The organism is Streptomyces sp. NPDC044002, assembly GCF_056434525.1.
Map to the genome: position 1 here is coordinate 14,995 of NZ_JBWKEZ010000087.1, position 13,762 is coordinate 28,756.

Sequence of the window (13,762 nt, forward strand, 5' to 3'; positions counted from 1 at the left end):
CCCCTCCGCCCCCCCCCCCCCCCCCCCCCCCCACACCCCCCCCCCCCCCCCCTCCCCCCCCCTCCCCCCCCCCCCCCCGGGGCCGTCGGCATCAGGGGGCGGGCTCCGCCTACTTGGCGGGGTCCACCTGGAAGGCCTTCGCCAGGTCGTCGAGGACGATGTCCGCGCCCTGGAGGGAGACCGAGGTCATCCAGATCGAGTCGTCGACCTCGTGGACCTGGTTCTTCTGGACCGCGTTCAGGCGCTGCCACAGCGGGTTGGCCGTGAACTTCTTCTTGCGCTCCTCGCCGCCCGAGAAGCTGGTCATGAAGATGTGGTCGGCGTCGGCCTGCTGGATCTGCTCTTCGCTGATCTCGATGTTGAACTTGACCTCGTCGCGCTGGTTCTCGGGACGCGTCAGGCCCATGTCGTTCAGGATGATGCCGCTGAAGGTCTTGGGCAGGTAGATGCGCGTCGGACCGTCGACGAAGCGGACGACCGAGAAGGTGGGCTTGCCGTTGGCGCCGCCGCCCTTGGCGTTGATCGCGTCACCGATCTTCTTGGCGCGCGTCTGGTAGGCCGTCAGCTTGGCCTGGGCCTTCTCCTCCTGACCCAGCGCCTGACCGAGGAAGGTGATGTTCTCCTTCCAGATCGGGCCCGTGGTCTTGACGAACACGGTCGGCGCGATCTGGCTCAGCCGGTCGTAGAAGTCGGCGTGACGGACCGTCGCCGAGACGATGAGGTCGGGCTTGAGGGCCGCGATCGCCTCGAGGTTGGGGTTGTCGAGCGGGCCGACGTCCTTGGTTTCCTTCACCGCGTCACCGAGGTAGGCCGGGAAGCCCTTCTGGTCGCGGTAGGCGCCGATGCCGCCCACCAGCGGCGCATCGAGGGCGACGACGGCCTCGACGAGGCTGTTGTCCAGCGCCACCACGCGCTTGGGCTTGGACTTGACCTCGGTCTTGCCCTTGTCGTGCGTGATCGTGCGCGGGAAGCCCGCCGACTCGGCGGCGGCCGGCTTGGACCCCTCGGCGGCCGGCTTGGCGTCCTCGCTGCTGCTGCTGCCGCCGCATGCGGCGAGCGAGAGGGCCATGGCCGCCGTGAGGAAGGCGGCGGCGATCCGGCCCGGCCGGCGACGCTGGGTGAAGCTGTTCATCGGTTCTCAGTTCTCCAGAGGGAGCGCACGCTTGAAGGTGAGGCACTCTTAGGTAAGGCTTGCCTGAGTAAATGCGATGTGAACAGTAGCGGCTCTTCGTGTCCAAATCCAGGTGGGGTCCGAGGCGTGAATTCGGTTAGGCATCCCTTACCTTGTCCTAGTGTCTCTGAAGCCCGTCACCGCCGATGCCGCCGCGGTCCCCGCCCCAACTGTTCCGCCACCCCGACGAGTTCTGTCGCGGACCCTCGTGCTCACGGTGCTGCTCGCGCTCGTGGCCGCCATGGTGTGCGCCTCACTGGCGATCGGAACGAAGTCCGTCCCGCTCTCCGACGTCCTGGCCGCGATGGGCGGCAGCGACGAGGGCGACGCCGTCGTCATCCGCGAACTGCGCATGCCCAGAACCTTCCTGGGGCTGCTGGTCGGCATCGCACTGGGTGCCGCGGGCGCGGTGGCGCAGGACATCACCCGCAACCCGCTGGGCGATCCCGGCCTGATCGGCATCAGCGCCGGCGGCTCGTTCGCGGTCGCCGCGAGCATCGGCGTGCTGGGGCTGACGAGTTCGTACCAGTACATCTGGTTCGCCTTCCTCGGCGGCGCGTTGGCCGGACTCATCGCCTACGCCGTCGGCGGCACCGGCTACGGCGGCGCCACCCCCGCCAAACTCGCCCTGGCCGGCGCGGCCGTGACCGTCCTGCTCGACGCGGGCACCAACACGCTGGTGCTCATGGACGTCCGCACCCTGGACCAGTACCGGTTCTGGGCGGTGGGCTCCCTGGCCGGCCGTGACGCCGGACTCGGCATGGAGCTGCTGCCGTTCGTCCTCGTCGGGCTCGTCCTCGCCCTCGGCCTCAGCGGCCGGCTCAACTCGCTCGCCCTCGGCGACGACCTGGCCAGCTCCCTCGGCACGCCGGTCCGCTCCACCCGCGCCCTGGGCGCGCTGGCGGTGGTCCTGCTGACCGGTGCGGCCGTCGCCGCCGCCGGTCCGGTGACCTTCGTCGGCCTCGTCGTCCCGCACGTCGTACGGGCCTTCACCGGGCCCGACGCCCGCTGGCTGGTGCCCTGTTCGGCGCTCGGCGGGGCCTCGCTGATGCTGGCCGCCGACGTGGTGGGCCGGATGGTCGCCCGCCCCGGCGAGCTGGAGGCGGGCGTGGTGACCGCGCTGCTCGGCGCGCCGTTCCTCGCGCTGCTGGTCAAGCGCGGCAAGCTCAAGGAGCACACCCGATGAGCGCGACGAGCACCACCGCCGCCCCGGCGGCCGGGACGGTCCGCCCCGAGTCCGGGCGACGGCTGCGGTTCGAGGCCGGGCCCGTCGGCGTGGCCGTACGTCCCCGGGTCGCGCTCGTGGTCGCCGGCCTCGTGGCCGTCGGCTTCGCGGGCCTGATCGCCTCGGTCTCGATGGGCACCTTCGCGATCCCGGTCGGCGACGTACTGGCCGCCGTGCTCGGCACGGGCTCCGGGTCGGCCGACCTGATCGTCCACCAGCTGCGCCTGCCGCGCGCCCTGACGGCCCTGCTGGTCGGGGCCGCGTTCGGGCTGGCCGGGGCGGTGTTCCAGGCCGTCACCCGCAACCCGCTGGCCAGCCCCGACCTGATCGGCATCGCGGCCGGTTCCGGAGCCGGAGCGGTCACCGCCATCCTCGTCGGCGGGGTCACCGCGGCGGGCGCGGGCACCTTCGCCGCGGTCCCGTTCGGGGCGCTCGCGGGCGCCCTGCTGACCGCGACGGTCATCTACCTGCTGGCGTACCGGGACGGCACCATCACCGGCTACCGCTTCGTCCTCGTCGGCCTCGCCGCGAACGGCGCCCTGATGGCGCTGACCCGCTGGATGCTGGCCCGCGCCGACATCGACCAGGCGTCCCGCGCGATGGTGTGGCTGACCGGCAGCCTCAACGGGCGCGGCTACGAGCACGTCCAGTGGGCCGGGCTCGCCCTGGCCGTGCTGCTGCCGCTGACGCTCGCACTGGCCCGCCCGTACCAGCTGCTCCAGTACGACGACGACACCGCGCGCAGCCTCGGCATCCCGCTGCGGCACTCGCGGATCGTGCTGCTGGTCCTCGCCACCTGCCTGACCGCGCTCGCCGCCTCGGCGGCCGGACCGATCGCCTTCATCGCGCTGGGCGCCCCGCAGATGGCCCGGCGGCTCGCCGGCACCGCCGGGATCCCGCTGATCACCAGCGCGCTGACCGGAGCCGTCCTGCTCATCCTGGCCGACCTCGGGGCGCGCACCGTGCTCGCCCCGACCGAACTGCCCGTCGGCGTGCTCACCGGCGCCATCGGCGCCCCGTACCTGCTGCTGCTACTCGCCCGTACCAACCGGGCCGGAAAGGGAGGCTGACATGACCGCCCCGCTGACCGAGACCCAGCCGACCGGCACCGCTCCCGCCACGCTCACCGCGGCCGGGCTGCGGCTGGGGTACGGCGACCGGATCGTCTCCGAGGACCTCGACCTCGACATCCCGGCCGGGAAGGTCACCGCCCTGGTCGGCCCGAACGCCTGCGGGAAGTCCACCGCCCTGCGGGCCCTGGCCCGGCTGCTGAAGCCCGCCGGCGGCGCCGTCCACCTGGACGGAGAGGACATCGCCGGCCTGTCCGCGCGGGAGTTCGCGCTGCGGCTCGCGCTGCTGCCGCAGACCCCCAGCGCCCCGGACGGCATCTCCGTACGCGACCTGGTGGCCCGGGGCCGCACCCCGCACCAGCGGTGGTGGCGCCAGTGGTCCTCCTCCGACGAGGCCGCGGTGGACGCGGCCCTGGCGGCGACGGGATCCCTGGAGCTGGCGTCCCGCTCCATCGACGAGCTGTCGGGGGGCCAGCGCCAGCGCGTGTGGATCGCGATGGCGCTGGCCCAGCAGACGCCCGTGCTGCTGCTGGACGAGCCGACGACCTACCTGGACCTCGCCCACCAGGTCGACGTCCTGGAACTCGTCGCGGAGCTGAACCGCGCCGAGGGCCGCACGGTGGTCATGGTGCTGCACGAGCTCAACCTCGCGTGCCGCTACGCCGGACACCTCGTCGCCATGCGCGGCGGCCGGGTCGTCGCCGCCGGGCCGCCGTCGGAGATCGTCACCCCGGACCTGGTACACGAGGTCTTCGGCCTGCGCGCGGCCGTCATCGAGTGCCCCGTCGCCGGGACCCCGCTGGTCATCCCGGAGGGCGGGCGTCGCAGCGAGGTCGTCTGACCCCGCCGCTGTCGGCGCCCGGTCCGGTCATCCGAAGTGGGCGGTCATGCGCTGGAGCGGTACGAACTTGAAGTTCTGGTTGCCGCTGCCGCCCGGGGTGCCGTTGGAGCCGTCCTGGCAGACGAAGACGCCCTGCGGGAAGGCCGGGCCGAGGTCGGCGGCGGAGGCGTCGATGCCGTCGGTGTCCTCGCAGTCGTCGGCGGCGCTGCCGCCCGCGACGGAGAAGCGGCCGAGGTAGGCCCGGGTGGTGCGGTCGTACACGGTGAAGTCGTTGCTGCCCTGGGAGGAGACGTAGATCCGGTTGCCGGCGGCGGTGATGCCCTCGGTGTCGGCGGTGATGTGGCCGCCCGAGCCGGTGGAGTCGAGCTTGGCGCGGCCGGTGCCGGCGGTGGGTTCGGCGCCGTACACCCACACGCCGACGTCCTCCTCGCCGAGGTAGAGCTTGCCGGTGGTGTCGTCGGCGTAGCAGCCCTCGACGGCGGAGCCCGCGTCCCACAGGCGGACCGACGTCGCCGTCACCGTGTCCCCGCTGACGCCCAGTTCCCACTGCTCGACGCGGCCGGAGGTGGAGTTGGGGAAGGCGTACAGCTTCCCGGAGGCGGGCGAGGTGTAGAGGCATATGCCATGCGCGGTGACCTCGGTGGGCACGTCCTTCAGCCACTTGAGCTGCCGGGTGGCCGGGTCGATCCGGTACACGTGCATGGCCCCGTTGCCGCCGGCGGCCTCGTCGTCCGCCGAGACGACGATGTTCCCGCGCAGGTCGACGTTGTTGCCGTAGTCGCCGCTGATCCGCTGGATACGGGCGCCCGTCATGTCGTAGACCTCCAGCGCGCCCTTCTTGTCCGTGCCGATGACCACGGACTTGGCGGGGTCGGTCGGGTGGACCCAGACGGCGGGGTCGTCGGCGGCGTCGCCGCTGTGCGAGACCGGGGTGGTCTCCACGGTGGCGGTGACGGACACGGCGGCCGCGTACGCCGGGGAGGCGGGCAGGGCCAGGACCGCCAGGACGGCGGCGGGCAGTGCGATGGCGCGGACTGCGGAGGTGGTGGAGGACACCGGGTTCCCCTCGGTCGGGTGATGGACAGGGGGAGGTTAGGGAGGCCCGGCGAGCGGCGCGTTAACGGCAGTTGAACCGTCCCGCCGACGCGCACCGCCGGGGACGGCCACCACGATTCCCCCACGGTCCGCGGCAGGGCGGCGGCCCGCGAGCCGCACGGGCCGGTCTCGACGCCGCCGCGCTGCTCCCGGCGGCTCAGCCGGTCCGGCGCCGGCCGCGGCGGCAGCGGGCACGCCAGCGGGTCAGCAGTGCGCCGGGGTCGCGGGGTGGGGGTGAGGGTTCCGGGGGCCACGCCTCTTTGCCGGGGATGTCCGGGCGGCCGAGCCGGACCGTGAAGGGGTGCACGCCGCCGTCGCCGTCGGCGGTCTCTCCGCGTAGCTCGGTCGTCGCACCGCGCCGAGTCCGCGCCGCCGACACCACCTTGCCGTCGCCGAGCACGGCGGCACGGTGACGCCGGGCACTCAACACCGCGGTGATCGAGTGTCCGTCCTGCTCCAGGTGGAAGCGGTGCTCGCGAGCGTGAACCAACACGGCGGCCTCCCGGAGTCCCTGCTGCACCGCCAGCCTAAGAACTCCTAACGAAATACGGGTTAGGGCCAGTTTGCGACTCGTGCATGATGATCAGGAACGTAGGGGGGCGGAAGGATGTGTGGATGAGGTAGAGGGCGTGGACCTGATCTGTCTGATCGACCCGGACGGCAGCGTCCGGGTGCGCATTCTGGGGCGGAACAGGCCCGGGGACACGCCGTACAACGACTACCTTGATGCCGAGCTCGTCATCACGAGCGTCTTCGTCAGCGGGCGCCTTGGGCTGTGCTTGTCGCCGGAAGTCATGGACGACTGGTCAACGGCCCTGAATGGGCTCTCCGACAGGCAGGGCATCCGCTGGACGGCCATGGGCGAGACCGAGATCCGGATTGATATCGACCGGCAATTCTCGGTGCCCCGTCCCATCGTCACGGTGGACGACGGTGGCGAGTCCGGGGTCTCGGTCCGCGTCGTCCTGGATCCGGGGGAAGGCTGGGTGGACGAAAAGCGTGAGCAGCTCGGACGGGTCCGGCAGACGTGGCCGAACGAGGTGGTGACAACGCCTCGGCCAAGGGGCTACTGGCAGTGAGTTCAGGCGTCGCCAGCAGATGAGTGCGCATCCCAGGGTGAGGAAGGCTTCGTGGATGTCGTCTCGTATCTCCCAGCGGATCCGCAGGCGGCGGAACCAGTGCAGATGGGCGAACGCGCGTTCCACGACCCAGCGTTGGGCGGCCAGACTGCAGCCGTGCTCGGTGCCGCGGCGGGCGATCAGTGGCTTCACGCCGAGGTCCCAGACCAAGCGGCGGTACTTGTCGTGGTCGTAGCCACGGTTCGCGAGGACCACGTCCGGGCGGCACCGCGGCCGGCCGCGTTTGCCCCGCACTGGCGGCACGGCCTGAGCAGCGGGATCAGCTGGGTGACGTCATTGCGGTTGCCGCCTGTCAGGGTGGCGGCGAGCGGGATCCCGGTGGCGTCGGTGATCAAGTGGTGCTTGCTTCCCGTCCTGCCCCGGTCGACAGGGCTTCGTCCAGTCTTGGAGACCCCTTTAACGCGCGGATGTGGGAGCCGTCGACGGCCGCCCCGGAGAAGTCCAGAGCGTTCACGCTCCGGAGCTTGGCGAGGAGGACCTCGTGCAGCCGGGGCCAGAGACGCCAGCCTCGCTCCACCCGGCCAGGCGCCGCCAGCAGGTCATGCCCGACCCGAAGCCGAGTTCCTGCGGCAGGTGTTCCCAGGAGATGCCGGTGTGCAGCACGAACAGGGTGCCCTGGAACATCAGCCGGTTCGGATGCCGCTTGCGCCCAGGGTGCCGGGTCCGGCGCTCAACCTTGGGCAGCAGCGGCTCCCGTGAGCGGATTCTTTCCTGCTGGGGGTACAGCCCGGCCTTGCCCTCGTCCCAAGCGCGTACAGCCTGCTTCCGGATGGCTGATGTCGTAGGCCGCCTCTGCCGTGGTGGGTGGCTTTGCACGTGCCGCAGACTCGACTGAGATCGCCGAGGTCGGGCTATCCTTTTCGCACCGCCGCCAACGAACAAGGGTGGGCCGTACGGACCGCAAGCTGCGCCCGCTGGCAGCCCTGCGACTTCGAAGGGCTGATCCTTTCGGCCCGCCCCCAGACGCAACTAAACGAGAACAGCCACCTGGGCCGAGAAACCCCCAGCTCAGAAAGCGTTGACCCCGCGCCTGCGGGGATGGTCCGCTCAGCACGGCGACGTTGTCGGCGCTGCGGGGGTTGACCCCGCGCCTGCGGGGATGGTCCCCCTCCTTCGGGCATGGCGAAGTAGCGGGAGATGTTGACCCCGCGCCTGCGGGGATGGTCCGTCGTCCGGGCTGAGCAGAGCACGCGCGTCACGGTTGACTTCGCGCCTGCGGGGATGGTCCGTCGCCGATGAGGACCTGGCGGCCGGTCCCGGTGTTGACCCCGCGCCTGCGGGGATGGTCCGGCCAGTCCCAACGAGTGCACGTTGGTGGCGGAGTTGACCCCGCGCCCGCGGGGATGGTCCGCACGGTCTCCCCCGAAACGTCGGCACTGGTCAGTTGACCCCTCGCCCGCGGGGATGACCCCACGACGGGCACCCAGCCGTAGCCGCACTCCGGGTTGACCCCGCGCCCGCGGGGGTGGTCCGGTGCCCATGTCCGCGTCCATACGGAGCCCGTCGTTGACCCCGCGCCCGCGGGGATGGTCCCTGGACCAGGCTGGAACAGTCGAAGCCCTTGGTGTTGATCCCGCGCCCGCGGGGATGGTCCGACGGTGAGGCCCGAGTCGAGGAGGAAGGCGTCGTTGACCCCGCGCCCGCGGGGATGGTCCGCGCACCAGCCTCCCCAGGCAGGTCCTGGAGCGGTTGACCCCGCGCCCGCGGGGATGGTCCGAGCGTCGACAACCCCGCCTACAGCGGGCCTTGGTTGATCCCGCGCCCGCGGGGAAGGTCCGGTGGGACACCGGTTCGTGATGACCAGCCGGTCGTCGGCCCCGCGCCCGCGGGGATGGTCCGACCTCGTCCACGGGCAGGCCACGGACCCGCAAGTCGACCCCGCGCCCGCGGGGATGGTCCGGGACTGGGACGTAGCGCCGAGGCCGTTTGCAGGGCGACCCCGCGCCCGCGGGGATGGTGCGGTGTTCAGCACGATTCGGGCTCTGCTGAACGTGTCGATCCCCCAGCTGCGGTGTTGGTCCATGGGCTGCTCCAAACCTCGGCGGAGGCTAGATCTGACTTTGGTGCTGGCTTCCTTAGCTTGATGGTTTCAGCTGGGAGGTTAGGTTTTCGCAGGTCAAGCCGCGTTGTCAGCAGTAGCCCCTACGCTCTGGGTGTTCTTCGGACGTTCGCGGAGGCCTGATGGATTTGCGGCAGTTGCATGAGCGATATGAGCCTTGTGTCGTTGGGGCTCTGGAGTCGTTGTGGGGAAAGTCGCGCGAGCGGGCTGCGGGCAGCACGAACCTTCTGATGGCGCACCTTTTGGACACCGCTGCGGTTGCCGAGTTGCTGTGGGACAGGTTTCTTGCCCCTTCGGCGCGGTCGGCCCTTGATGTTGTTGCCGGGCCGGGCCGTGGACGACTGTTACTTGCCTGGTTGTGCGGGGTCCACGATTTGGGCAAGGCGACGCCGGTGCATCAGCGCCTGTGGTCCGAGGGCGCGGAGGCGGTGCGGCGGTCGGGGCTGGCCTGGGTTGAGTCGAGTGCTGCGGCGGGGGTGAGGAGCCAGAGGCGCTGGCGTCACGACTGGGCCGGCGGGTTGCTGGCGCGTGAACTGTTGAATTCGGCCGGCTGGGGCTCGGAGCAGGTGGACTGGGTGTGGCCTCTGGTGGCTGGCCATCACGGTACGTTCCCGTCGCTGAGGGACATTCAGGAGCCCAAGACGGGCAAGGGACAGCTGAGGGGGAGGGGGCCCTGGCGTCCGCTCCAGCAAGCGGTGCTGGATGTGTTCTCCCGGGAGCTGGGGTGCAGCAGCCTCCGCGAGATGCAGCCTGTGGCGGTTCCGTCGAGGGCGCTGCAGTTGCAGCTCAGTGGTCTGGTGGTCATGGCGGACTGGATTGCGAGCGACGAACGCTTCTTCCACGGCCTGGACGATTTGTGCCGGGTGAGTTTGGATGCTTCCCGTGAACGGGCTGCTTCGGCATGGAGCGCACTGGGACTCGAGCGGGGCTGGGGGGCACTGACCGCTCTGGCGCCCGAAGCGTTCCGGAATCGGTTCGGATACGCGCCGCGGCCGTCGCAGTCCATGGTTGTCGACGCTGCACGCAGCATGGGTGCTCCGGGTCTGATGGTGATCGAAGCTCCCATGGGGGAGGGGAAGACGGAGGCTGCTCAGGCAGCAGCGGAAGTCCTTGCGGCCAGGTTCGGTGCGGACGGCGTCTTTGTGGGGATGCCGACTCAGGCGACCAGCGATCCGATGTTCACTCGCACTCGAAGGTGGTTGCAGGCGATCGACCCGGACCTTGCCTCCCGGGTGGTACTGCTGCACGGCAAGAGGGCTTTCAACCGCGAGTGGAAGGCTCTGCTTGAGAACGCGGGAGCATCCGCGGACGAGGCGTTTCAGGGAGTCGACGAGTTCGGGATGGACGACGACCCCTACGGCGTCCGGCATGAAGGGTGTGACGAGCAGGAGCGCAAGGCTCCCGCTGAGTGGTTCCTCGGGCCGAAGCGCGGGCTGCTGGCTCCGTTCGTCGTGGGCACCGTCGACCAGCTCCTGTATGCGGCGACCCGTACACGGCATGTGATGCTGCGGATGGCCGGGCTTGCGGGCAAGGTGGTGGTGTTGGACGAAGTCCACGCATGCGACGTGTACATGAGTCAGTTTCTGGGGGAAGCGCTGCGCTGGCTGGGTCAGGCACGCGTTCCCGTGGTCGTTCTCTCCGCGACTCTTGCCCCCGATCAGCGGCAGGCACTGTTTGAGGCCTATCTCGCCGGCGCCGCGTCAAAAGAGGAATTCCAGCCGCACGTTCCGGGTCCGCGAGGCTATCCGAACATTACGACCGCGTGGTTGCCCGCCACTGGGCAGGCGCAGTTCCACGTGGAAGCGACAGAGAGCTGGCGCGAGGACATCCCTGTGGAGGTGCGCGTCATGCCTGAGACGTTGCCGGGCCCGAGATCCAAGCGCGCCGAACGAGAGCGGCTGCAGGGCGAGGCGGACACGGCAGTAGGTGATCTCCTGGCGGCCGAACTCGCCGACGGAGGAACCGCGCTGGTCATCCGCAACTCCGTCGCGCGAGCGCAGAGTCTCTACGAGGAACTGCGCAGCCGGTTCGGAAGCGCCGACGTCCGTCTCGTGCACGCGCGCTTCACCGTCGCCCGACGTGCTGATCTGACGGAAGAGGGCCTGCGCCTTCTGGGGCCGCAGACGCCGCGGCCTAGGGGAGGACGGCTGATCCTGGTGGCGACTCAGCTCGCTGAGCAGTCCTTTGACGTTGATGCCGACCTGCTGGTCACGGATCTGGCCCCCGTCGACCTTCTGCTGCAACGCATCGGACGGTTGCACCGGCACGAAGGGACGTGGCGTCCGGCACGGTTGAGAATGCCCAAGGTGTTCGTTACCGGCCTCCAATGGTGCGCAGGCCGTGAGCCGGCCTTCACCTTCGCCAGCGAGGCGATCTACGGACGCCATCTGCTGCTGCGGACTGCTGCCGCACTGCCCGGTGAGGGCGAGACATGGTCGGTTCCTGGAGACGTACCCGGGCTGGTGGAGAAGGTGTACGGGATGGACGCGTCACTGCTGCCCACAACGTGGCAAGAGGCCAGTGAGGCTGCCGCGAGAGAGCAGAACGACCGGGATCGGAAGCGCGCCGAGGTGGCACGAGAGTTCCTTCTGACTCAGCATGGCGAGCATGAGCGCCGCACCCTGGCGGGTCTGCACTCTGGCGGATCTGCCGCGAGCAGCCATGACGATTCGCTGCGAGCAGCGGTGCGTGACGGCGACGAATCCGTCGAGGTCGTTCTTGTGGTCCGGGACGAGGATGACGCTGTCTTCCGGACGTTGGCCGGGCGTGCCCTGAGCGTCAACGGAGATGTGGCACCGGACGTGCTGGACGAGGTACTCGGATCGATCGTTCGGCTGCCCACCAAGCTCACAGAACCCGCCCTGGAACTGCGTCCTTTGCCCGGATGGCACGGCCATCCATGGCTGAGACAGACTCGTGCGCTGGTGCTGGACGCATCACGCACCGCTCGTGTGGGCGACTTCACGGTGTCGTACGACGAAGAGTTCGGGCTGCGGCAGACGTAGAGAGCGATGGCCGATCGCGGCGGCAATCGCCCACGGGCAACGCGGTGAGCCGCCGGGCCGGAGCCCGGCGGCTGCCCGGTACCCCCGCCTGAAGCGGGGACGACGTGAGCCCCGAGCTGTGGTGCAAACAGAAGAGGGGACCATCCCCGCCAGGGTTGTCCTGACCATGTCCTTGCGGGGTCAACCACTGGATTGTCGCACCCGGTTGAGGAGAATGCACCCGTGCTCATCGAGGCTGCTGCTAGCGTAAACAGAAGAGATTCCATCAAGGGGTTCCGATGACGCATGGTTTTTCCCTGACGGACGATTCCTGGCTGCTCTTACCGTCGGTGACGGGAGAACCGGCACAGGAACGCTGCCTGCGCACAGCGCTGCTGGAGGCGCACCAGTTAGGCGACCTGGTGGTGGAGATTGCCACACAGAAGCCGGCTGTGTTCCGGCAGATCCTGCTCCCCATCGTGGTGGCCGCACTGGGTCGCCCGGCGGATGAACGCGAGTGGATGAACTGGTACTCCAGGGGGCAGTGGTCGCCGCAACAGCGTTGCAAACTCCAGGAGTATCTGGACGTGCACCAAGGACTGTTCGACCTGCTCGATCCGGTGCAGCCCTTCGCTCAGGTCGCAGGGCTGTCCACCGCGAAAGGCGAGACGAAGAATGCCGGGCTGATCGTCGCGACCGCTGCCGTCGGCAACAACGTACCTCTGTTCGCTTCGCGTACGGAGGGCGACACCTTCTCGCTGACTCTGCCGCAGGCAGCGCACTGGCTGCTGCACACGCAGTGCTGGGACACCGCGGCGATCAAGACAGGCGCCGTGGGAGACCCACAGGCCAAGGCAGGAAAGACCACGGGCAACCCCACCTCGCCCCTCGGCCAGATGGGAGTCACCTTACTGGCCGGCAGGACACTGTTCGAGACCCTGCTGCTGAACATTCCGGTCGGAGCCCCACCGACATCGACCGACCTCCCGCAGTGGCAAAGACGAGATCCCCAGGGAGCACGTCCGGTCGGCACCCCCCAGTGGCAGACACGAGCCCCCACTGGCCTCCTGGACCTATGGACCTGGCAGTCCCGTCGTATCCGTCTCTTCCCGGAAATGACGGAGGAAGGTCTGCGGGTGGCCCGGGTCCTGGTTGCCGCAGGGGACCGGATGCCGTATACGCCCGAGATCGAACCGCACACCATGTGGCGTGTGGAGCCGACCAGCGGCCGGAAGACGACCAAACACAAGGATGCCACCCCCCGCCGTCCCTTGCGCCTCCAGCCGGGGAAAGCCACGTGGCGCGGGCTCGACGCGCTTCTGGCGCCTGAGAGGCAGTCCCGGGAGGCTGGAGAGAAGACGAGCGGGTTCGCCACCAGCAAGGTTCTGGACCAGGCAGGTGGCCTCATGCCCGAGCTGGGCGAGGACTACCCGCTGCGGGTGGAACTCTACGGTGTCGCGTACGGCAACCAATCGGCTGTCATCGACGACGTGATGTTCGACGCGCTGCCCCTGCCGCTGGCAGCCCTCGAAGCCGACAGCGACGTACGCTCCGCCCTCCTCGAGGTAGCCGAACAAGCCGAACAGCTCGCGACGGCAGTGAACTATCTCTCGGCCGACCTGCGGCGCGCACTCGGCACAGACCCGATCCCCTGGGACAAAGGACAGCGCCCCGGCGAACTCGTCCTGCATGCCCTGGACCCTCTGGTGCGAAGGTTGCTGACGGGGATGAGGGGGGTAGCCGACCTCGAGCGCATCGAAGCCGGCCAGCTTGCATGGGAACAGCTCGCCTGGCGCCGAAGCTGGGAGGTCGCTGACCGCCTTCTGCAGGCAGTCCCCGTCGGGGCCTTCGCGGGGAGAAGCCTGCCCCAGGGGGAGGGGAAGCCGGAGCGCATGCATCGCGTGCCGCTGGCCGAGGCCTCCTTCCTCAAACGCCGAGCAGAGATCCTGCACCGAGCCGCCGCCCTCCGGCGCGACAGCGCCCATCTCGGCAGCGATTAGAGCGACAATCCACAGCTCTTCCGAGCTGCCACAAGACCCACCGCATTGGGGGGGGGGGGGGGGCGGGGGGGGGGGGGCGGGGGGTGGGCAGCGGGGCCCTTTTGGTCCAGGGGGCGCACTGCCCGTTGGCGAAGACGAGAAAGAAAGAAGACACAAAAAAAAAAAAAACTGGGAACCG

General features: G+C 69.7%; 9 protein-coding genes and 1 pseudogene. 6 read left to right on the plus strand and 4 right to left on the minus strand.

Going from position 1 to position 13,762, the window contains the following annotated elements:
* Positions 1-109: 109 nt before the first annotated feature.
* Positions 110-1,132 (minus strand): ABC transporter substrate-binding protein, encoded by a 1,023-nt coding sequence (locus tag AC07A6_RS37275; RefSeq protein WP_478780092.1) that lies wholly within the window; start codon positions 1,130-1,132, stop codon positions 110-112.
* A gap of 160 nt (positions 1,133-1,292) precedes the next feature.
* On the opposite strand from AC07A6_RS37275, the gene AC07A6_RS37280 reads away from it, so the two are divergent.
* Genes AC07A6_RS37280 through AC07A6_RS37290 form a run of 3 tightly spaced genes read left to right on the plus strand, consistent with a single transcriptional unit; the run spans position 1,293 to position 4,307 of the window.
* Complete coding sequence (locus tag AC07A6_RS37280) at positions 1,293-2,357, plus strand: FecCD family ABC transporter permease (RefSeq protein WP_362465486.1); 1,065 nt, start codon at positions 1,293-1,295, stop codon at positions 2,355-2,357.
* A complete protein-coding gene (locus AC07A6_RS37285) occupies positions 2,354-3,466 on the plus strand; it encodes a FecCD family ABC transporter permease (protein WP_362465489.1) in 1,113 nt (370 codons plus the stop codon). Before AC07A6_RS37280 ends, AC07A6_RS37285 begins: the two co-directional genes overlap by 4 nt.
* 1 nt (position 3,467) lies before the next feature.
* Positions 3,468-4,307, plus strand: coding sequence for an ABC transporter ATP-binding protein (locus AC07A6_RS37290; protein WP_386273698.1), 840 nt, complete (start codon positions 3,468-3,470; stop codon positions 4,305-4,307).
* A 27-nt stretch (positions 4,308-4,334) separates the two neighbouring features.
* On the opposite strand, the gene AC07A6_RS37295 is transcribed toward AC07A6_RS37290, so the two are convergent.
* A complete protein-coding gene (locus AC07A6_RS37295) occupies positions 4,335-5,363 on the minus strand; it encodes a phytase (RefSeq protein ID WP_478780093.1) in 1,029 nt (342 codons plus the stop codon).
* A 196-nt stretch (positions 5,364-5,559) separates the two neighbouring features.
* Positions 5,560-5,895 (minus strand): hypothetical protein, encoded by a 336-nt coding sequence (locus AC07A6_RS37300; protein ID WP_478780094.1) that lies wholly within the window; start codon positions 5,893-5,895, stop codon positions 5,560-5,562.
* Between the two features lie 118 nt (positions 5,896-6,013).
* Here AC07A6_RS37300 and AC07A6_RS37305 point away from each other — a divergent pair, with 118 nt between their 5' ends.
* Positions 6,014-6,481 (plus strand): DUF5959 family protein, encoded by a 468-nt coding sequence (locus AC07A6_RS37305; RefSeq protein WP_478780095.1) that lies wholly within the window; start codon positions 6,014-6,016, stop codon positions 6,479-6,481.
* Between the two features lie 9 nt (positions 6,482-6,490).
* Here AC07A6_RS37305 and AC07A6_RS37310 read toward each other — a convergent pair.
* Positions 6,491-7,267 (minus strand): annotated as a pseudogene (locus AC07A6_RS37310) (IS5 family transposase); the annotation flags it as partial.
* Positions 7,268-8,722: 1,455 nt separating this feature from the next.
* On the opposite strand from AC07A6_RS37310, the gene cas3 reads away from it, so the two are divergent.
* Both cas3 and casA read left to right on the plus strand, forming a co-directional pair.
* Positions 8,723-11,605, plus strand: a complete 2,883-nt coding sequence (gene cas3 / locus AC07A6_RS37315) for a CRISPR-associated helicase Cas3' (RefSeq protein WP_478780096.1) — start codon at positions 8,723-8,725, stop codon at positions 11,603-11,605.
* Between the two features lie 278 nt (positions 11,606-11,883).
* Positions 11,884-13,584, plus strand: a complete 1,701-nt coding sequence (gene casA, locus AC07A6_RS37320) for a type I-E CRISPR-associated protein Cse1/CasA (protein ID WP_478780097.1) — start codon at positions 11,884-11,886, stop codon at positions 13,582-13,584.
* Positions 13,585-13,762: the final 178 nt, after the last annotated feature.

What these genes read in the sequence shown, in the direction of transcription:
- AC07A6_RS37275 (WP_478780092.1), bottom strand. Translation starts at nt 1,132, where the DNA reads ATGAACAGCTTCACCCAGCGTCGCCGGCCGGGCCGGATCGCCGCCGCC.
- AC07A6_RS37285 (WP_362465489.1), top strand. Translation starts at nt 2,354, where the DNA reads ATGAGCGCGACGAGCACCACCGCCGCCCCGGCGGCCGGGACGGTCCGC.
- AC07A6_RS37290 (WP_386273698.1), top strand. Translation starts at nt 3,468, where the DNA reads ATGACCGCCCCGCTGACCGAGACCCAGCCGACCGGCACCGCTCCCGCC.
- cas3 (WP_478780096.1), top strand. Translation starts at nt 8,723, where the DNA reads ATGGATTTGCGGCAGTTGCATGAGCGATATGAGCCTTGTGTCGTTGGG.
- casA (WP_478780097.1), top strand. Translation starts at nt 11,884, where the DNA reads ATGACGCATGGTTTTTCCCTGACGGACGATTCCTGGCTGCTCTTACCG.